This is a genomic window from Streptosporangium sp. LJ11 (assembly GCF_051918945.1).
Taxonomy (GTDB): Bacteria; Actinomycetota; Actinomycetes; order Streptosporangiales; family Streptosporangiaceae; genus Streptosporangium.
On the sequence record NZ_JBPXMB010000016.1, the window covers coordinates 14414 to 33642 of the forward strand.

At 71.3% G+C, this 19229-nt stretch carries 18 protein-coding genes; 7 read left to right on the top strand and 11 right to left on the bottom strand.

Annotation, left to right across the window (positions count from 1 at the left end; translation table 11 throughout):
- Nucleotides 1–64 precede the first annotated feature (64 nt).
- A complete protein-coding gene (locus ACTOQ3_RS23370; protein ID WP_440085470.1) occupies nucleotides 65–1165 on the top strand; it encodes a ThiF family adenylyltransferase in 1101 nt (366 codons plus the stop codon).
- Between the two features lie 63 nt (nucleotides 1166–1228).
- Nucleotides 1229–2566 carry an ABC1 kinase family protein gene (locus tag ACTOQ3_RS23375; protein WP_440085471.1) on the top strand — a complete coding sequence of 446 codons (1338 nt, stop codon included), beginning with the start codon at nucleotides 1229–1231 and terminating at the stop codon, nucleotides 2564–2566.
- A gap of 441 nt (nucleotides 2567–3007) precedes the next feature.
- Here the strand turns inward: ACTOQ3_RS23375 and ACTOQ3_RS23380 are convergent, their stop codons facing one another.
- The 5 genes from ACTOQ3_RS23380 to ACTOQ3_RS23400 all read right to left on the bottom strand — a co-directional run bounded on the left by ACTOQ3_RS23380 (nucleotide 3008) and on the right by ACTOQ3_RS23400 (nucleotide 7083).
- Entirely contained in the window at nucleotides 3008–3202 is a 195-nt protein-coding gene (locus tag ACTOQ3_RS23380; protein ID WP_440085472.1) for a hypothetical protein, read from the bottom strand.
- Between the two features lie 132 nt (nucleotides 3203–3334).
- Nucleotides 3335–3604, bottom strand: coding sequence for a WhiB family transcriptional regulator (locus tag ACTOQ3_RS23385; RefSeq protein ID WP_329085648.1), 270 nt, complete (start codon nucleotides 3602–3604; stop codon nucleotides 3335–3337).
- A 128-nt stretch (nucleotides 3605–3732) separates the two neighbouring features.
- Nucleotides 3733–4017 carry a hypothetical protein gene (locus ACTOQ3_RS23390; RefSeq protein WP_440085473.1) on the bottom strand — a complete coding sequence of 95 codons (285 nt, stop codon included), beginning with the start codon at nucleotides 4015–4017 and terminating at the stop codon, nucleotides 3733–3735.
- A 130-nt stretch (nucleotides 4018–4147) separates the two neighbouring features.
- Nucleotides 4148–5014 carry an acyl-CoA thioesterase II gene (tesB, locus tag ACTOQ3_RS23395; protein ID WP_440085474.1) on the bottom strand — a complete coding sequence of 289 codons (867 nt, stop codon included), beginning with the start codon at nucleotides 5012–5014 and terminating at the stop codon, nucleotides 4148–4150.
- Entirely contained in the window at nucleotides 5011–7083 is a 2073-nt protein-coding gene (locus ACTOQ3_RS23400; RefSeq protein WP_440085475.1) for an ATP-dependent DNA helicase UvrD2, read from the bottom strand. The genes tesB and ACTOQ3_RS23400 overlap by 4 nt, the downstream gene beginning before the upstream one ends.
- Before the next feature lie 190 nt (nucleotides 7084–7273).
- Between ACTOQ3_RS23400 and ACTOQ3_RS23405 the strand changes: the two genes are divergently transcribed.
- A complete protein-coding gene (locus tag ACTOQ3_RS23405; protein WP_440085476.1) occupies nucleotides 7274–8506 on the top strand; it encodes an alpha/beta hydrolase in 1233 nt (410 codons plus the stop codon).
- Between the two features lie 78 nt (nucleotides 8507–8584).
- Nucleotides 8585–8839: a glutaredoxin family protein gene (locus ACTOQ3_RS23410; RefSeq protein ID WP_440085477.1), complete on the top strand. Its 255-nt coding sequence runs from the start codon at nucleotides 8585–8587 to the stop codon at nucleotides 8837–8839.
- 147 nt (nucleotides 8840–8986) lie between these two features.
- On the opposite strand, the gene nudC is transcribed toward ACTOQ3_RS23410, so the two are convergent.
- The 6 genes from nudC to ACTOQ3_RS23440 form a co-directional block, all read right to left on the bottom strand.
- Nucleotides 8987–9964 (bottom strand): NAD(+) diphosphatase, encoded by a 978-nt coding sequence (gene nudC / locus ACTOQ3_RS23415; RefSeq protein ID WP_440085478.1) that lies wholly within the window; start codon nucleotides 9962–9964, stop codon nucleotides 8987–8989.
- Between the two features lie 325 nt (nucleotides 9965–10289).
- A complete protein-coding gene (locus tag ACTOQ3_RS23420) occupies nucleotides 10290–10889 on the bottom strand; it encodes a class F sortase (RefSeq protein ID WP_440085479.1) in 600 nt (199 codons plus the stop codon).
- 2 nt (nucleotides 10890–10891) lie between these two features.
- Nucleotides 10892–11608: a hypothetical protein gene (locus tag ACTOQ3_RS23425; protein ID WP_440085480.1), complete on the bottom strand. Its 717-nt coding sequence runs from the start codon at nucleotides 11606–11608 to the stop codon at nucleotides 10892–10894.
- Nucleotides 11609–11704: 96 nt separating this feature from the next.
- Nucleotides 11705–12367: a response regulator transcription factor gene (locus tag ACTOQ3_RS23430; protein ID WP_362837064.1), complete on the bottom strand. Its 663-nt coding sequence runs from the start codon at nucleotides 12365–12367 to the stop codon at nucleotides 11705–11707.
- 91 nt (nucleotides 12368–12458) lie between these two features.
- Complete coding sequence (locus ACTOQ3_RS23435) at nucleotides 12459–13847, bottom strand: sensor histidine kinase (RefSeq protein WP_440085481.1); 1389 nt, start codon at nucleotides 13845–13847, stop codon at nucleotides 12459–12461.
- A gap of 69 nt (nucleotides 13848–13916) precedes the next feature.
- Entirely contained in the window at nucleotides 13917–14330 is a 414-nt protein-coding gene (locus tag ACTOQ3_RS23440) for a hypothetical protein (protein WP_440085482.1), read from the bottom strand.
- A gap of 177 nt (nucleotides 14331–14507) precedes the next feature.
- Between ACTOQ3_RS23440 and ACTOQ3_RS23445 the strand changes: the two genes are divergently transcribed.
- The 3 genes from ACTOQ3_RS23445 (at nucleotide 14508) to ACTOQ3_RS23455 (ending at nucleotide 19182) form a co-directional block, all read left to right on the top strand.
- Entirely contained in the window at nucleotides 14508–15665 is a 1158-nt protein-coding gene (locus ACTOQ3_RS23445) for an ATP-grasp domain-containing protein (RefSeq protein WP_440085483.1), read from the top strand.
- A 77-nt stretch (nucleotides 15666–15742) separates the two neighbouring features.
- Nucleotides 15743–17533, top strand: a complete 1791-nt coding sequence (locus ACTOQ3_RS23450; RefSeq protein WP_440085484.1) for an IucA/IucC family protein — start codon at nucleotides 15743–15745, stop codon at nucleotides 17531–17533.
- A complete protein-coding gene (locus tag ACTOQ3_RS23455; RefSeq protein ID WP_440085485.1) occupies nucleotides 17530–19182 on the top strand; it encodes an IucA/IucC family protein in 1653 nt (550 codons plus the stop codon). The genes ACTOQ3_RS23450 and ACTOQ3_RS23455 overlap by 4 nt, the downstream gene beginning before the upstream one ends.
- Nucleotides 19183–19229 lie beyond the last annotated feature (47 nt).

Sequence of the window (19229 nt, forward strand, 5' to 3'; positions counted from 1 at the left end):
CCCCCGGCCTGCTCGTCCCCCGCTCACCGGTCATCCGCAGGCCGCCCCGAGGAAAGGTTCTCCGATGCGACCACGTCTGAAGCCCGCTCTGCGCCGCGTCGCCCGTGACGGGCGCACCCTGCAGTTCGGGCTGCATCCCCGCCACGCGGTGGTGCTGACCGATCTCGAACCCGAGGTCCGCCGCTGGGTGGAGAGCCTCGACGGCGTACGGGATCTCGCGGGCGTGCTGGCCGGCGCCGCCGAGGCGGGTCTCGGTGAGGAGCGCGGCCGGACCCTGCTCGACCTGCTGGTCAGCCGTGGCGTGGTGGACGACGCGGGTGCGGGTCCAGGTCCGCTGCGCACGCTCGCGATGGCCGAGCGTGATCGGCTCCAGCCGGATCTCGACGCGCTCTCCCTCACTCCGGGCACGATCGACGGTGGGCTCGCCGCGCTGGAGCGCCGGCGAGAGGCCCAGGTGCGGGTCTACGGCGCGGGCCGGGTGGGCGCGCAGGTCGTCGGCCTGCTCGCAGCCTCCGGGGTCGGCCGGATCTGCGTCATCGATCCCGGTACGGCTCGGCGACGGGATGTCGTCCCCGGTGGCCTCGGCTGGACGGAGGTGGGGATGAGCAGGCAGGACGGCGCGGTCGCGGTGGCCAAGAGGCTGGCGCCCGGTCTCACGGCCTGGACCGGCGACGGGGCGGCCCAGCTGGCCGACGGGGCCAGGCCTCCGGACCTGGCGGTGCTCGCACCGGTGGTGCCGCTGGACGGTCTCCTGGTCAGGGAGCTCGTCGAGTGGGAGATTCCGCATCTGCTGGTCACCGCCTTCGAGGGCTCCGGGTCGGTCGGCCCTCTGGTGCTGCCCGGACGGAGCACGTGTCTGCACTGCCTGGATCTGACCCGACGGGATCGTGACCCCGGATGGCCCGTCGTCAGTGCCCGGCTGGGCGGCTTCCCCGCGGGAGAAATCGCGTGTGGCACGGCGCTGTCGACGCTGGTGGCGGCGTCGGCGGCAGGTCACGCACTCGCTGTGATCGACGGCCGTGAACCCGCTGTGACAAACAGCACAATGGAAATATTGCCAGATTTGAGCTGGAAGAGGCGATCCTGGAGTGTTCATCCTCAATGTCGTTGCTTCCGAAACGAGTTGGGTTCGCTAACAATGGTCGCGTCGGCTACCTGCCGCTGACGGACACACAGCGAAGGGAGGGAGCGGCGTCTCGCTGTACCAGTGGACGCGCCGCCAACCAAGGTGAGTGACCTTCCGCGCCGCGCCGTTGCGCGCTCCGCCAAGCTGGCGGCCCTGCCGATCGGGTTCGCCGGCCGCACCGCTCTCGGTCTCGGAAAACGGATCGGGGGAAAGTCCGCCGAGATCGTCGCCCAGGAAATCCAGGAACGCACCGCCGAGCAGATCTTCAAGGTTCTCGGAGAGCTCAAGGGTGGGGCGATGAAGCTCGGCCAGGCTCTGTCCATCTTCGAGGCGGCACTGCCCGCCGAGATCGCCGGCCCGTACCGCGCCACCCTGACCAAACTCCAGGACGCGGCCCCGCCGCTCCCGGCGGCGACCGTGCACAAGGTCCTCGTCGAGCAGCTGGGCGACGACTGGCGGGAGAACTTCCTGTCGTTCGACGACAGGCCGGCCGCCGCCGCGTCGATCGGGCAGGTGCACAAGGCGGTCTGGCACGACGGCCGGACGGTCGCGGTCAAGATCCAGTATCCGGGGGCGGGCAAGGCTCTGCTCTCCGACTTCACCCAGCTGTCCCGGCTCGGCAAGCTCTTCGGGGTGCTGCTGCCCGGCCTCGACATCAAGGCCGTCCTGAGCGAGTTGCGCGAGCGGGTGGTCGAGGAGCTCGACTACCTTCGCGAGGCCGAGGCCCAGCACGCCTTCGCCCTGGAGTACAAGGACGACCCCGACTTCCTGATCCCGGACGTGATCGCCGCCAACGAGCAGGTGCTCGTCTCCGAATGGGTCGACGGCACCCCACTGTCGCGGATCATCACCGACGGCACCCAGGAGGAGCGCGACCGGGCCGGACTCCAGCTCGTCCGTTTCCTGTTCTCCTCGCCCGCGCGGTTGGGCATGCTCCACGCCGACCCCCATCCGGGCAACTTCCGGATCGTCGAGGACGGCCGGATGTGCGTGCTCGACTTCGGCGCGGTCAACCGGATGCCCGACGGATACCCATCGGTCTTCGGAAAACTGACCCGCATCTTCAACAACGGCGACATGTCGACCGTGGTGCAGGGCCTGCGTGACGAGGGCTTCATCCAGCCGCACATCGAGATCGACCCCGAAGCCCTGCGGGCGTTCCTGGCTCCCTACGTCGAGCCGACCGCCGTGGAGGAGTTCTCGTTCAGCAGGGAGTGGCTCCAGCGGCAGGCCGCCACGGCCACCGACCTGCGTCCCGGCAACGTGGTGCGCCAGCTCAACCTGCCCGCCTCGTACGTCCTCATCCACCGCGTGCACGCGGCGGGGGTCGGCGTCCTCTGCCAGCTCGGCGCCACCGCCCGCTTCCGTGAGGAGGTCATCCGCTGGGTCCCCGGATTCACCGACGAGGATTCGGGAGAACCCACCCTCACCAGCGCCTGAGGGATATTTCCTTCCCCGGGCGCCCCTCGACCCCCTCGGCGCCCGGCGACATTCCCCCGCCGTCCCTCACCGTCCTTCGGCGACATTCCCCCGCCGTCCCCCGCCGTCCTTCGGCGCCCCCGCCGTCCCTGTCCGCGATGCCCCGCGGCGTTCGGCGACATCCCATGCCGCCTCTCGGTGTCCTTCGGAGTCCTTGGGTGTCCCGCGACATCCCCCGGCATCCCTGCCCCGCGATGCTCCACGACGTCCGGCGGCGTCCCGTGGCATGGCGGGCCTGGCGAGACGTCTGAGGGGTGACCCGCCGGAGCGGGTCACCCCTCGTTCGTCCGTCTCGCCTTTCTCGTCCGTCTCGTTCTTCGATCCGTCTCGCGTGCGACCACGTGCGTCTTTCGTGCGTTCTCCACACGTCGCCGCCGGTTCTTACCGAACAGACACGACAGATCAGACGAGGCGCAGGATCGCGCTCCGCAGGCGCGCCGAGGCACGCTCCGCGTCGCGCTTCGCGCGCTGGAGGCGCTGAAGGCCGGCGGCCCTGCGATGCTCCTCCGCCTCGCGGTGAAGGGTCCGTATTCGGTCACGGACCAGTTCTTCTTGCATAGACGACAGGTCGAGGCCTCTGGCGGTGAAGTAGCTCATCGGGATGGTCCTTTCGGAAACGCCCGGCTCGTAATGGCTCGGGTTCTCGGTGGTTCAGGTTCTCGGTGGTTCGGTGGTGTGCGGTTCTCGGTGGTTCATGGTGCTTGGCGGTCCGGGCAGCGACCGGATCGTTCAGGCAGCGACCGGGTTCTTGCGGGGACGCCCGCGCGGACGCTTCCGGGGGACGATCGCCCCCCGCAGGACGAGCTCGCCGCCCCAGACGCCCCACGGCTCCTCGCGCTCCAGCGCGCGGGCCAGGCAGGCCTCACGGATCGGGCAGCCTCCGCAGAGCGCCTTGGCGAACTCCACGTCCTCCGGAGACTCGGCGAACCACAGGTCGGGGTCGGTACGACAGGGGATTGTGGCTTCGTCGATCAGGTCCATGACCGTCTGGGCCCCCATCTGCTTCACCTCTCAGCTAGGTGTTGATCTTCGATTACCTCTTGGGGTGGGGGTCAGGAATGACGCGGACAAACAAGAAGGCCGCGGATCCTGGGTGCGGATCCGCGGCCTGAAGGCTTTTTCCTCGGTCAGGTTATGACCGGAGGATGCCCCCAGGGTTGCGGACCGCGCAGTCCACCGTTTCCGATGTGCTTGGTCGTTGCTGCGTAGCTGTCGCCCACTCGGTTACGAGCAGCCGGAACATCCGTCGCCGGGAAGGCGATCGGAGCGAACCAACGGCCGGTCTCGACCTGAAGATGGGCAGGATTGGCCTGCTGAACCAGAGCTGCCGCGCCGGCGGCGAGGATGATCTGGCTGTCACAAGACAGAACGGTGTTACGGCGCGCGGAAGTGAGCCCCATCTGGGACGACATCAGAATGTTCCTCACAGCGGACTCACCTCCATTCGTGGATCGTCGGACAGTAGCGTCCGACTTGCTTGACCATGACCCTAAACCCCGGCCCCAGGAGGGGGCAACATATTTTCTACCTGCGACTTTGCGACTATCTCACGCGGATCATCGCCTCCTGCACTACCGACACGGCCAGTTCTCCGGACCGGGTGAACATCTCTCCCTTGGCGAGCCCTCTCGCCGCCCCCGACCAGGGCGACTCCTGGGCGTAGAGCATCCACTCGTCCACGCGGAAAGGGCGGTGGAACCACATCGCGTGGTCCAGCGAGGCACCGGAGAGGTTGGACGCGCCCCATGCCAGGCCGTGGGTCAGCAGCACGGTGTCGACCAGGGTGAAATCGGAGGCGTAGGCGGCGAGCACCACGTGCAGCAGCGGATCGTCGGGCAGTTCCGCGTCGTAGCGGAACCACACGTCGGTGTTTGAACCGCGCAGCTCCGGGTCGCGGTAGGCCTCCCAGGTGAGGGGCGTCACGTAGCGGGCGTCCACCGGCCTCGGCCTGGACACCCACTCGCGCAGTGGCGAATCCGTCCCCACGGCCTGGAGCATCCGATCCTGGAAGAGCGGCAGGCCCTCGGGATCGGCCACCTGGGGCATCGTGACCGCCTGGTGCTCGACACCGGTCTCCGTCACGTGGAAGGAGGCCGACATCGTGAATATCGCCTTGCCGTGCTGGACGGCCACCACCCGCCGGGTGGTGAAGGACCGGCCGTCGCGGACCCGCTCGACGTTGTAGACGATCGGGATGGCCGGGTCGCCGGGACGGATGAAGTAGGCGTGCAGCGAGTGGACGTTGCGGTCGTCGGGCACCGTCCGTCCCGCGGCGACCAGTGCCTGGGCGGCCACCTGGCCACCGAAGACACGCTGGATGCGCTCCTCCGGACTACGCCCTCTGAAGATGTCGAGCTCGATCTGCTCCAGGTCGAGCAGGTCCAGGAGCTCCTTTAACGCCTCGTTCACGCGCCCTCCGTCCGGTTCGCAGCGATACGGCACAGTTCGAGCACCGCCTCGCCATAACGATCCAGTTTGACGCGTCCGATTCCGGTGATCGCCAGCAGGTCCTGTTCCGAGAGCGGCGCCCGTTCGGCGATGGCCTGGAGGGTGACGTCGGTGAAGATCGCCCACTGGGGGATCTTCTCGTGCTTCGCCACTCCCGTACGCCAGGACTTGAGCGACTCGAGCAGCGACTCGTCGTAGTCGGCGGGACAGCCGGCGCACCTGCCGAGCTTCTGTTCGGCGGCGGCGGCCAGGGTCTTGCCGCAGACCCGGCAGCTGATCGGAGCGGCGACCTGACGGCGATCGGCCGCCGCGGCCGGGGCGGCGGCGCGGCTTTTCTGCGCGGAGCGGCCGGTGAGCCCGTCCAGGAAGCGGGAGGGTTTGCGGGAACGCCGCCCGCCGGGCGAGCGCGCCAGCGCCCACGACAGCCTCAGGTGGGCGCGGGCGCGGGTGACGCCGACGTACAGGAGGCGGCGTTCCTCCTCGATCTGGTCGAGCGTCTCGGCGTAGATGATCGGCAGCATGCCCTCGGTGACGCCGACGAGGAAGACCGCGTCCCACTCCAGACCCTTGGCGGCGTGCAGCGAGGCCAGGGTGACGCCCTCGACCGGCGGCGCGTGCTGCTCCCCGGCCCGGCGCTCCAGCTCGGCGACGAAGGCGGGCAGGTCGGCGCCGGTGGCGGCGAGGTCCTCGGCGAGGTCGGCCAGGGCCTTCAGCGACTCCCACTTCTCCCGGGCCTTGCCACCGCCGGGTGCCTCGGGGGTGAGCCCGATGCCGGACAGGATGTGGTGCACGGTCGAGACGAGCGTGTCGCCGGGTTCGGCCGAGCGGGCGGCACCGCGCAGCAGCACGACCGCCTGGCGGACCTCGGGGCGCTCGAAGAAGCGGTCGGCGCCGCGCAGCACGTACGGCAGGCCGGCCTTGGCGAAGGCCTGCTCGTACGCCTCGGACTGGGCGTTGACCCGGAACAGCACGGCGATCTCGCGGGTCGGCACGCCGCCACCGACGAGCTTCTTCACCGCCCGCGCCACGCCCTCCGCCTCGGCGGTCTCGTCGTCGTACTCGGTGAAGACCGGTTCGGGGCCGTCCGGGCGCTGGGCGATCAGGGCGAGCTTGTGCGGGGTCCGCGCCCTGTCGAGCACCCGGTTGGCCAGGGAGACGACCTGGGGGGTGGAGCGGTAGTCGCGGACCAACTTGATCACGGTGGCGTTGGGGTGCTCGACCGAGAAGCCGGTCAGGTAGCGGGGGGTGGCGCCGGTGAAGGAGTAGATCGTCTGGTTGGGGTCGCCGACCACGCACAGGTCGTCGCGCCCGCCGAGCCAGGTGTCGAGCAGCAGCTTCTGCAGCGGGTTGACGTCCTGGTACTCGTCGACCACGAAGTAGCGGTACTGCTGGCGAATCTGGGAGGCCACCTCGCGGTGCTCGGTCATCACGGCCGCGGTGAGCTCCAGGATGGTCTCGAAGTCGACCAGGTGCCGCTCGCGGCGGAGGTTCTCGTAGGCCTCGTAGAGCCGGAAGACCTCCTCGGGGGGCACGGGCGAGGTGCGGCCCGCCTTCCTGGCGGCCTCCGCGTAGTCCTCGGGGGCGATCTGGGTGACCTTGGCCCATTCGATCTCGGAGGCGATGTCGCGCAGTTCGGAGCGGTCCTGGTTCTTGCGCAGGGAGCGGCAGGCGTCGATCAGCAGCGGCAGCTTCGACTCGATCACCCTGGGCGGGTCGCCGCCGATGACGCGCGGCCAGAAGTAGGTGAGCTGGCGCAGCGCGGCGGCGTGGAAGGTGCGCGCCTGCACGCCCGGCGTGCCGAGCTGCCGCAGCCGCTGCCTGAGCTCACCGGCCGCGCGTGTGGTGAACGTCACCGCCAGCACGCCCTGGGCGTCGACCACCCCGCTGTGGACCGCGTGCGCGATGCGGTGGGTGATGGCGCGGGTCTTGCCCGTCCCGGCTCCGGCGAGGACGCAGACCGGCCCCCGGACGGCTTCGGCCACCTCACGCTGCTCGGGATCCAGTGCCGCCAGAACGTCGTCGGGCCCCACGGAGCCTCCTTACACGCAGTCGAACACACGCGGTCGAACGGACCGGGCGGCAACATCCTCCCAGTCACCGGCCAAGCATCAGTCATTCTGGCAACTTGCCGCCGTCAACCTATGTGGTTCGTCGAGATGCACAAAGCGGGCTTTTTACTCCACAATGGGGGCCGAACGATTCCGGGGAAGGAAGAGGCCCGTGCGAACTGGGGTAACCGTGGGTGCGCTCGCCCTGGCGGCGGCGATGATCGGACCCGCGGTGGTGTACACGACCGCGCATGCCCACGTGCTCTCGACTCCAGCCCAGCCCAGCGGTACGCCCAGCCCGGCGAAGGCCGGCGCCGGAGGGACCACCGACACGGCCAGGACCGGTACGGCGAGGTCCGGAGCGGACAGGGCGGACACCGGCACGTACGGCACGGCGAGGGCCAGCGTGAGGGTGGCCAGCGTGGGGGTGGCCGGTGTCAGCAGGACCGGTGCCGGCAGGACCTCTGCGGACGCGGCCGAGACCAGGGCCGCCGGAGCCGACGCGACCGAGGCCGGGAAGGTCGGCGCGGGGAAGACCGGTACCTCGAAGAGCGGCACGGGAAGGGCCCGCGAGGGCAACCCGACACCCCCTCCGGTGGCGGAGCCCGACCCGTTGACCCAGGGCACCGTCGTCAACACCGTCACGTACGGCCCGCACGTTCGCCAGCGCATGGACGTCTGGTACCAGACCGACGAGCTGAAGCGGCCCGGCGTCTTCCTGATCCACGGCGGCTGGTGGTCGTCGGGTGACAAGAAGTACATGACCGAGATAAGCCGGAGCTACGCCGAGCAGGGCTACGTCGTCTTCAACATCAACTACCGCCTCTCCACCGACGCCTCCTGGCCGGCCCAGCGCACCGACACCCTCGACGCGATCGCCACCGCGCGGCGGCACGCGGCGCTGTGGTCCTTCGACCCGAACAACTACGTGATCGTCGGCTTCTCCGCCGGAGGCCATCTGGCCGGTGCGGCGGGCACCTACAAGAGCCGCCTGTCCGGTCTGCGCGGTGTGGTCGGCATCTCCCCGGTGATCTCCCCGCTCACGGCGTACACCGAGGGCGCCGACACCTTCGACCTGGAGAAGCGCAAGCTGCGCGAGTCGGCCATCAAGCTCGCCGGAGGCTGTGAGCCCACCGGCAAGTGCGCCCGGGTATGGGCGAGCATGGAGGTCCCGTGGCACGCGAGCCGCGGTGACGCGCCCATGCTGGTCGTGCACTCGGAGGACGAGTTCGTGTCGCCGGAGCACGGCAAGCAGCTCAAGGAGCACCTGCGCCAGGTCGGCGTGCCGGTGACGATCGTCACCGAGCCCGGCATCGAGCACAGCGCGCCTCTTTACCGGCTGCCCGGCGTGGCGGAGCGGGTTCAGCAGTGGGTCGCGGAGAAGCTGCTCTCACCGGGAAGATGAACGGCTCATCGGGAAGATGAACGGCCCTCGCTTTGTTGCCAATGGCGCCGGACATCACATGAGGGGATTTCTCACGACATGGCGCTGACTGTGTACACCACAACCTGGTGCGGCCCCTGCAAGCGACTGAAGAGCCAGCTCAGTCGCGAGGGGATCTCCTACAACGAGGTCGACATCGAGAGCAACCCGGACGCCGCCACGTTCGTCATGAGCGTCAACAACGGCAACCAGGTCGTACCCACCGTCGTGGTCGACTCCCCCACCGGCCGGATCGTCAGGACCAACCCCTCGGTGATCGAACTCAAGCGCATCCTGGCGGGCGCGAGCGTGTAGCCGCTCCCCCGCGACACCCGAGCCCCGGTTCCGCCTCCACGGACACCGGGGCTCCCGTCTGCCGGGACGGCCTCCACCCGGACGGCCCCGCCCAGGACGGCTGGTCGGCTGCCGGTCGGTGATGAGGCCTCCCCGCGGCGGGCGGGGTCACCAGTCGCCGGTCAGCGGTTCGCCGTACCAGGTCTCGATGAGCCTGCGGGCGATCGACACCTCGGACGGCAGGCGCACCTCGCCGCTCTCCGTCGCGGCCCGCAGCTCGGCGCGGCTGAACCAGTGAGCCTCGGCGATCTCCTCGGGGTCGAGGACGAACTCCGTCGACGTGGCCCGCGCGAAGAAGCCGAGCATCAGGCTGCGCGGGAACGGCCAGGGCTGGCTGCCCATGTAGCGCGGCTCGGCGACGCGCACACCGACCTCCTCGGCCACCTCGCGCGCCACGGCGTGCTCCAGCGACTCGCCCGGCTCGACGAACCCGGCCAGCACCGACAGCCGCCCCTCCGGCCACTGCGGCCCCCTGGCCAGCAGGCACCTGTCATCGTCGTCGTGGATCAGCATGATCACCGCGGGGTCGACCCGGGGGAAGTGCTGGCTGCCGTCCTTGGGGCAGACGCGCACGTGCCCGCCCGCGCGCACCTCGGTGCCGCTCCCGCACCGGGGGCAGAACTCGTGGGTGGAGTGCCAGGCGTCCAGGGCGACCGCGTACACCAGCAGCCCGGCGTCCAGGTCGCCCAGCAACGACCCCACCTGGCGGAGCCCCGCGGTGAGGGTCTGGTCCTCCGCCAGCTCCGAGGGGGCCAGCGGGGAGACGATCCGGGTGAAGGAACCGTTGTGGACGCTGTCGGCCAGCGGCGCGGCCACGGCGAAGTAGGCGACGCCCTCGGCGTCGACACCGAGCAGGTAGCGCTCCCCCTCCGGCGCGTCGGCGGTGGGCAGCAGGACCAGCTTGACCTCTCCGCCACTGTGCCGGACCAGCGCCTGCCCGTCGTCGACGACCACGACCCTGGTCGCGGTGTCCGCCCAGGTCCTTTCGAGCCATTCGGCGTCGCCGCGAAGCACCGCCGACCGGTCGATGGCACTGCGCGCGAGCAGCAGCGGCCCCAACAGTCCTTCTTGCGCCGTGATCTCCACGCTGTTCCGCCTCCCCAACCGAGTGCACATACTATGCCGCCGGACGGGACCCTCTCCGCCCTTCCCGGCGTACGGGCGGGAGCGGGCGGTACGCGTTCCAGCACATCACCGGCTTTTCCCTCCTCCCTCTCCCCGTTCCCGCTTCCCCCGGTCCGGGGTTCCCCGGGCTCCCCCGGCTTTTTCCAGGCTCCTCCGGCACGAGCCGAGGTGCGACCGGGGACCCAGGGACGGGAACACGACGCAGGCGCGGGTACCGGGACCTCTCTCCCGATACCCGCGCCTCTCGTGGCACGCTCCACCCGGCTGCCCCCGGGGCGCCGAGCCGTCAGCTCGCGAACACGATCACGTTGTCACGGTAGCTGCGCCGCTCGCGGTCGAAGGTCCCGCCGCAGGTGATGAGCCTCAGCTCGGCTCCCTTGGCGGAGCCGTAGACCTGCCTGTCGGGGATCCGGCTCTTCGGGAAGCGGGCCAGGCGCCGGACGGTGAACGTCACCGTGCTTCCGTCGGCCCTGTCGACGTGGACGCGGTGTCCCGGACGGAGCTTCCCGAGCCGGTGGAAGACAGCGGGTCCCGTTCTGGAGTCCACGTGCCCGGCGATGACCGCCGCACCGGCCTCGCCGGGCTCGGGACCGGCCTTGTTCCAGCCCACCCTGTCGAAGCGCACCGGAGCGACCAGCTTGTTCCTCGCGTCCAGCTTCAGCGCGATCACCGCGGTGGAGACCCCGATCGCCGGGACGCGGAGCCGCACCGGGTCGGCGACCTCACCCCTGGCCGGAGGTCGTACGACCTGGGCGGCGGTGAAGACCGTGGAAGCCGTGGAGGCTGTAGGGGCGCTGTGCGCGGCGACCTCGGTGGAGCACGCGGTCATGGCCACGAGGGCGGAGAGAGTGGAGAGAGCCGCCACGAGGGCACCGGGAGTCCGCACGGTCAGCTCCCCGAGGTGGATCGGCGGCTGAACCAGAAGCCGCCGCCCGCCAGGAGCCCGGCACCGGCCAGTCCCGCCGGCACCCAGAGCGGCACGCCCTCCTTCTCGGCCGTCCCACCGAACCCGGTCTCCACCCCACCGGCCGGAGCACGGTCGTCGTCATCGTCATCGCGCGACGTACCGCCCTGGCCCGTGTCCACGCCACCGGCGGGCGCCCGGTCATCGTCGTCGTCATCGTCATCGCGCGACGTACCGCCCTGGCCCGTGTCCACGCCACCGGCGGGCGCCCGGTCATCGTCGTCGTCATCGTCATCGCGCGACGTACCGCCCTGGCCCGTGTCCACGCCACCGGCGGGCGCCCGGTCATCGTCGTCGTCGTCATCGTCATCGCGCGACGTGCTGCCCTGGCCGGTTTCCACGCCGCCCCGGGGGAGGTCGTCGTCCCGGTCGTCGGCGGGTCCGGCTCGCCGGTCGTCCTTGTCATCGCGGTCATCGCCGTCATCGCGGTCGTCGCGGTCGTCGTCACCGCCGTCGTCGTCATCACCACCTCTGTCGTCATCGTCATCGTCATCGTCGTCGTCCGCGACGTTGGCGACCGCCGTGGGCGGAACCGGGAACGCGGATGCCTGGGCCGCCGGGACACCGGCGAGGACGCCGGTGGTCCCGAGTCCGAGGGTGATCGCGATGGCGAGCAGGGTCCGCCGTAGTACCAGGCTCATCTGGCCCTCCTGAAAGTCGTTGCGCACCTTCTGTGCGGATGACTCCAGATTTCCGGTGGCCGGTGGACCCATCATGAGCACGGGATGAGAGGACTCTCACCGGACTCGCAGGCGGTAGCCGGACCCCCTGACGGTCTCGATCCGCTGGTTTCCCAGCTTGCGGCGCAGGTAGCGGACGTAGACGTCCACCACGTTCGAGCCGGGGTCGAAGTCGAACCCCCACACGTGGCTGAGCAGCTGCTGGCGGGTGAGAACCTGGTCGGGGTGGCGGCAGAAGATCTCCGCGAGGGCGAACTCGCGGGTGGACAGGTCGACGGAGCGCTCGCCCACGTGAGCCCGCCGGGTCCGCAGGTCCAGGGCGAGGTCACCGACGCGCAGGACGGTCGTCTCCGGGACGCGCTCCGGGCGCAGGCGGAGCCGTACCCGTGCCAGCAGTTCCTCGAAGGAGAAGGGCTTGGCGAGGTAGTCGTCGGCTCCGCCCTCAAGACCCGCGACGGTGTCGGCGACGCTGTCGCGGGCGGTGAGGATGATCACGGGGATGGTCGCCATCTCCTGCCGGAGCCGTCGCAGGACCGTGAAGCCGTCGCTCAGCGGAAGCCCGATGTCCAGGATCATCAGGTCGAAGCGACCGGCACGGGCGTACTCGTACGCCGCGACACCGTCCGCGACGACGGTGGTCGTGAACCCGTTGCCTCTCAGGCCCTTCTCCAGGAAGGACGCGATCCGGCCCTCGTCCTCGGCTATCAGGATGCGGTTCACCCTCGGTTCCTCCCTCGGGGGACTGTCACGGTCGCGCCTTCCACACCGTGCGGCGTGGAAGGACATCGGGGGTTCTCCTCGTACGGGGACATCAGTGCTCGTACGAGAGCGTCGCGGGGATCTCCTCGTACGGGAAGGAGATCAGGAAGAGCGCCCCGCCCTCGTCGGCCGCGCGGACCCGCGCGGTGCCCCGGTGCGCCTCGGCGATGGAGCGGACGATGGCGAGACCGAGCCCCGCGCCGTCGTGCGACCCGGTGCGGCCCGCGCCTCGGACGAAGCGGTTGAAGATCCGTTCGCGATCCTGGGCGGGCACGCCGGGACCGGTGTCGCGCACCCACAGTTCCACCCTGCCTTCCCGTACGGCGGAACCGACCGCGATCAGGTCGCCGGGACCGGTGTGCCGCACGGCGTTCGCCACGAGCTGGATCAGCGCCTGGGTGAGGCGCTGCCGGTCGGCCGTGACCTGTTCCTCGGCCACCTCGTCCACCCGCCAGCGACGCTCTCCCAGCGCGCGGGCCTTGGCCACGACCTCGACGGTGAGATCGGCGAGCTCGACCTCACCGAGGGTGAGGAAGCCCGGCTGCTCCGATCTGGCGAGCATGATCAGGTCGTCGACGATCCTGTTCATCCGCCCCAGCTCGTCGGTGACCAGGGCAAGGGTGGCGGCCCGCTCCTCGGGGTCGTCGCCCATGAGTTCGAGGTGGCCGCGGACGACCGTGATCGGGGTGCGCAGCTCGTGCCCGGCGTCGTCGAGGAAGTCGCGCTGCACGGCGAAGGCGCGTTCCAGCCGGTCGAGCATGTGGTTGAAGGTCGCGGCCAGCGCCGAGACGTCGTCGTCGCCGGAGACGGTGAGGCGCCGGCTGAGATCGCCGGAGCCGCCGATCCGCTCCGCCGTCCGGCGGACCAGCCGCACGGGGGCGAGGACCCTTCCCGCGACGAACCATCCGCCCGCCCCGGCCAGGAGGAGCGCCGCCAGCGCGGTGAGGCCGAGCACGCGGACCGCCTCGACGACCTCGCGGCGTTCGAGGTCGTAGAAGACGACGGCCACGAAGGCGCCCTCGACCTCGCCGTCGGCGATCACGGGTGCGACCGCCCAGCGGACGAGCCCGGCGGTGCTGGGGGCCCAGTCCCAGGTGGGTTCGGTCGCGGCGGCCATCCGCGCCACCAGCGCCCGGTCGGTGTCCAGCACGGCCGGGGGTTCCGCGTACGTACGCCAGCGGACCTTCCCGTCGAGGATCACGAAGAAGGTCTCGTGGCGATCGGGCGCGTTGACCTTCAGGTACTCCTGGAGCAGTTCCGGCGGGGAGGCGGTCGAGTTCTTCGCGTACCAGTGGAGTTTCTCCACCTCGTTGGCCAGTTCGGCGTTCACCCGGTCCTCGAGCCTGACCAGCAGGATGGTCCAGGTGGCGAACACCGAGACGCTCAGGGCGAGGGCGACGACCGCGAGCGTCCAACCCACGATGCGGGTCCGTGCGCTCACCGCCCGGCCGTCGCCTCTGCCGCCGCCGTTCCGGCCGTCACCGTCCCGGTCGCCGTCCCGGTCGCCGTCTCAGTCGTCGCCGTCATCGCCACCGCCGTCATCGCCGCCGTCGTCGTCTCCCCCGCCTCGTGGTGGCGGTGGGGGCTGCACCCGTTCGGCCCGCTCCCTTCCGGCCAGGCGGGACGCGCCGGGCTCGCCGGAGGTCGCGGGCCCCGGGGGCGTCCGGCCGTCCCGCGCCTCCTGGTCGCCGGGCGCCCCGGAGGCGTTCGAGGTTCCTGGGCCGGCCGGTGCCGTGGAGTCTCCGGAGGACCGCGGCTGCGCGGTGCCCGTCTCGGCCGTCTCCTCGGCCCGTTCCCCGTCGACCACGACGGCCTCTCCGAGGCTGCCCGGACTGCCTTGGACCAGCACCACGACCGCGAACATCGCGACCGCGGTGACGAGTATCCCGATCACCATGCTGACGGTTGACGTCCTGCGGCTCATGGCGTCCACGCTAGGCGCCGTCATGGGAGATCAGGCTGGGATGGAGATGAGAAGACTCTCATCATCGGACGACACGGACATGTACTGTCAATAGGCCGATCGCCTCCGCGTGCTGATCGGCCTCAGGCTAGGATCGCCGAGTTAGGTTAGCCTTGCCTGATATCGGGGGTCCCTGCATTGCGGCTGTACCTCACCGCGCTCAAGCCGACCGACTCGGTCACCGACGGCTTCCTCCCGGCGGCGCGCGCGCTCGGCTGTGAGGTCACGATCCTCACCGACCGCCCCGAGCGGTACCGCGACTCCGGGGCGGAGGTGCTCCGCTGCGACGTGCGCGACGCGCGGGCCGTGATCGACGCCGTCGCGCACCACCGCGTCCCGGACGCGATCTTCTCGAACTCCGACCACATCCAGGCGGAGACGGCGCTCGCCGCCTCCTACTTCGGTCTCCCCGGCAAGGACTGGCGGGCCTGCGTCGACACCAAGAACAAGGCGCTCACCCGGCGGCGACTGGCCGCCGCCGGAGTCGAGACCGTCCGTTCCGCGCGGCTGGCGCCGGCCGACCCACCGCCCGCCGGCATGCCGTTCCCCGCGGTCGTGAAGCCGCGCGAGGGTGTGGCCAGCGAGGACGTCGTGCTGGTCCGCGACGCGGGCGAGCTCGCGACGGCCGTCGCGGCCATCAGGGACAGGCGGCCGGGAGAGACGCTGGTCGTGGAGGAGTATCTCGACGGGCCGCTGCACACGATGGAGACGCTCGGCGACGGCGAGCGGATCAGGGTGCTCGGCGGTTTCCGCACCACCCTGGGACCGCTGCCGCACTTCGTGGAGGAAAGGCTCGACTGGGAGCCGCCTCCCGGCCGAGACCACGTGCTGCGGGCGCTGGAGGCGCTGCGGGTGGGGTTCGGGGCCTGCCACACCGAGTACGTGATGACCCCGGCCGGGCCGCGGATCGTCGAGGTCAACTACCGGGTGATCGGCGACCACTGCGACTTCCTGCTGGCGAGCATGCTGGACGCGCCCCTGTTCGAAATCGTTCTCAGGGTGCATCTCGGGGCCGAACCGAGGCTCCCCGACCGGGTGGGGGGACATGCGACCGCGCTGAGCCTGGTCGCCGACCGCCCGGGGACCGTGGTGAGGTCTCCCGGAACGATCGTCCCCGCGCCCGGCGATCCGGTCCGGATCTGGCACCGGCCGCTGCGCGCCGTGGGCGATCGGATCGACCTGAGCAACACCAACCGCGACTACATGGGCATCGTCCGCGCGATCGGCCCCGACCGGGCACGCGTGGACGCGGCCGTCGCGGCCTTCACCGCGGAGAACCCGTGGGTGATCGCATGAGCCGGGAGTCCACGGGCGACCGCGTGACCCGAGGTTCCACGGGCGACCGCGTGACCCGGGGACCCGCGAGTGACCGCGTGAACGGCGCAGGCCCCGTGAGCGGGCGGGAACGATACCTCGCCACCCGGGTGCTGAACGCGCTCCTGCGCGAGGACTACGGCGGCCTGGCCGGGCGGGTGACCCGCAGCAAGGACGGCGTCGCGCTGGTCCTGCCCGGGGGCAGGCGGGTCCGGCTGACCCCCGGCTCGCTGTTCCAGGACTTCGTGGCGGCCCCGGAGGAGGCACTGCGCCTGGAAGAGGTCCTGAGCGCCCTGCGGGAGATCTCCGCTCCCGCCGACGCCGCCGGGGTCGAGTCGTTCGTCACGGAGTGCCGCGAGGCGCTGCGCGCCCTCGACCTTCACGACCTCCATCGCGAGGAGGTGCTCGCCAGGCTGGACGCCACCGTCGCCGCCGTACGCCCCGCCGCTCGCCCCGGCCTCACGCGTACACCGGACCAGGGCCAGGAAAGCGGGCATACGGCAGAAAACGGAATTGGGCCTGCCGCGGGCGGCGGGAGCGAACGTGCGACGGGCGCGAGCGGGCGTGCGACGGGCGGCGGGAGCGGACGCGACGGCATGTGGTACGAGACGCTGGCCGCGTTCGTCGATCATCCCGTCTACCCGACGGCCCGGTGCCGGATCGGCCTGTCCGACGAGGATCTGACCGCGTACGCGCCGGAGTTCGCGCCCTCCTTCGAGCTGCGCTGGGCCGCGGTGCCGCGGGAGCGGCTCACCGGGGCGGAGCTGCCGGGGGCGCCCGGATTCCCCGCCGTCGGCCTGGCCGCGGAGCTCGCGGAGACCCACGTGCTGTTCCCCGTGCACCCGCTGACGGTCCCCGCGGTCGAGGAGATCCCGGGGACGGTCGTGGCCCCGCTGGCGCGCCTGGAGGTCAGGCCCACGCTGTCGATGCGCACGGTCGAGATCGCCCCGGGCACGCACCTGAAGCTGCCGCTGACCACCAGCACCCTCGGGCTGCGCAACCGGAGGTCCCTCAAACCGGACACGCTCGCCGACGGGGCGCGGGCCGAGCTGCTCCTGCGGGCCATGCCCGATCCGGAGGTGCTCCTGGCCGACGAGCAGACCTACGGGCACGCCGGGCACGAGTACCTGGGCTGGCTCCTGCGCCGCCACCCCGCGGGGGTGGTCGTCCCGGTCGCGGCGCTGACGGCGCCGCTGCCGGGGGGCGGGCTGGTCGTGGAGGAGCTCGCGGGAAGATGGTCCGGCGGGGACGTCGCCCGGCTGCTCGGCCGGTACCTGCGGGTGCTGTTCCGCTTCCACGTGCGGCTCTTCGTCAGGTACGGCACGGCGCTGGAGGCCCACCAGCAGAACCTCTCGCTGGTGTTCGGCGGCGGGGAGGCCACGGGTGACGGCGCCACGGGCGAGGGGGTCGTACGGCTGCTCGTCAAGGACAACGACGGCCTGCTGACCTCGCCCGACAGGCTGAGGGACGCGGGGCTCGCGGTGCCGGACCTCGCCGACGCGCGGATGTTCACCGACGACCCGCACGCGCTCGCCGACGTGTTCGTGACCATCACCCTGCACCTGGCCGCCGCCGCCGTGACGTTCGGCGCGCTGCCGCCGCCGACGGCCTTCGAGCTGGTCCGCGGCACGCTCGCCGAAGCGCTCGACGCGTACGGGGAGGATCCGATGGCCAGGCTGCTGCGGGCCAGGACCCTCGACGCGGCCCGGCTCGTCGGCAAATCGATGATCACCGCCGGAACCCTGGTGGACAAGGCGCGCACCGGTGCGCGGGACGTGAACAAGTTCTACGGCACGAGCGGGCCGAACTACCTCCGCCAGCCCACCCAGATCACGCAAAGGACGACATGACGAGCCTCGCCCTCGACTCACCCGCCGTCGCCATCGCCGAGGAGGCCTCGGTGTCGGCGCTGCTGCGCTGTTGCGTAAGGGAGATCGCGGGACCTCGCGGGCAGGTCGGGTACGAGGAACCGTACGTGCTGCTGCGCGTCGCGGGCACCCGCCTGCGGGCGCGTACGCACGGCGGGCTCGCGCTGCGCTTCGAAGGGCGGCCCGAGTGGCTGGAGAACGACTCCTGGCAGCCGCTCTCGGCGGACCTGCTCGTCCGGCTGGTGGAGGCCGAACTCGGCGAGGGTGAGGGCGAGGACGAGGGCAACGACGAGTTCGGCGCCCAGGTGGCCGCGAGCAGGGACGCCCTGGCGACGCTGATCGCGGCCCGGTGGGAGGTCCCGCCGCCCGCAGACCCGTGGCTGGCCTCGGAGCAGGCGCTGGTCTTCGGGCACCCGTTCCATCCCAGCCCGAAGGCACGCGGCGGCGAGGGCTGGCTGCGCTACGCGCCCGAGGCGCACGCGAGTTTCCCGCTGCGGCTGCTCGGGGTCAGGGACGACGTGCTGGCCGGGGCGGGTGACACCGGCGCGCTCGACGAGCTCGGCCAGGCGCCGCCCGGCTACTCGCTGCTGCCCGCGCACCCGTGGCAGCTGGAACTGCTCGCGGCGGACCTGGCCGCGCCGCTGGCCGACGGCCGTCTGGTCGACCTGGGCGACAGCTCCCGGACGGCGGTTCCCACGTCGTCGGTCCGCACGGTCTACGAGCCGCTGATCGACCGGTGCCTGAAGTTCAGCCTGGACGTGCGGATCACCAACTGCGTGCGGAAGAACTCCTGGTACGAGCTGGCGGGCGCGGTCGAGCTGAGCCGTCGCCTCGAACCGGTGTTCCTCGACCTGGCGGCCGCCTTCCCCGGCACCCGCTGGCTGCCGGAACCGGGCTACCGCTCCGCGGAGCTGGGCACCCGGCTGCTGGAAGGGCTCGGTGTGATCGTCCGGATGAGCCCGTGGTCGGTCTGCAGGCCGGGGGTGACCCCGCTGCTGAGCGGCGCGCTGGCCGCCGGGCGGCAGGGGGCCGGCGCGGTGCCGGGCGACGTGCCGGGTATGGCGGATCCGGCACCGGGCGGCGCGCCGACCATGGCCGGGTGGCCGGTGGCCGATCCGGTGCGCTGGTGGCGGGCATACGTGGAACGCGTGGCGCCGCCGGTGCTCGACGCCTACCTCGGCCACGGCGTGGTGCTGGAACCCCACCTGCAGAACGTCCTGATCGGCGTGGACGCGGAGGGGCTGCCCGTGGAGGCCGTCTTCCGCGACCTGGAGGGCACGAAGCTCGTCGCCGGGCGGCACGACCTGTCCGGGCTGCCCGGCCGGGTCGCCGAGGCGCTCACCTACGACGCTGCCTCCGGCTGGAACCGGGTGGTCTACTGCCTGATGGTCAACCACCTCGTCGAGATCGCCGCCTCCCTCGCGGGGACCCGGTCCACGCGGGAGCTGTGGGCGGTGGCCGGGGAGGTGCTGGCGGAGTACGCGGCGTCGCGCGGATGGCCCCGGCCGCTGTCGGACCTGCTGTCGGGGGCACCGCTGCCGGCCAAGGCCAACCTGTCGGTCCGGTGGGCGCGCTCGGCGGACCGCTCCGCGGGGTACGTGACGGTCGCCAACCCGCTGGCCACGGCCTGAGCGGCGGGGAGGGCGGCGACGGTCACCGCCCTCCCCCACCCTCTGTG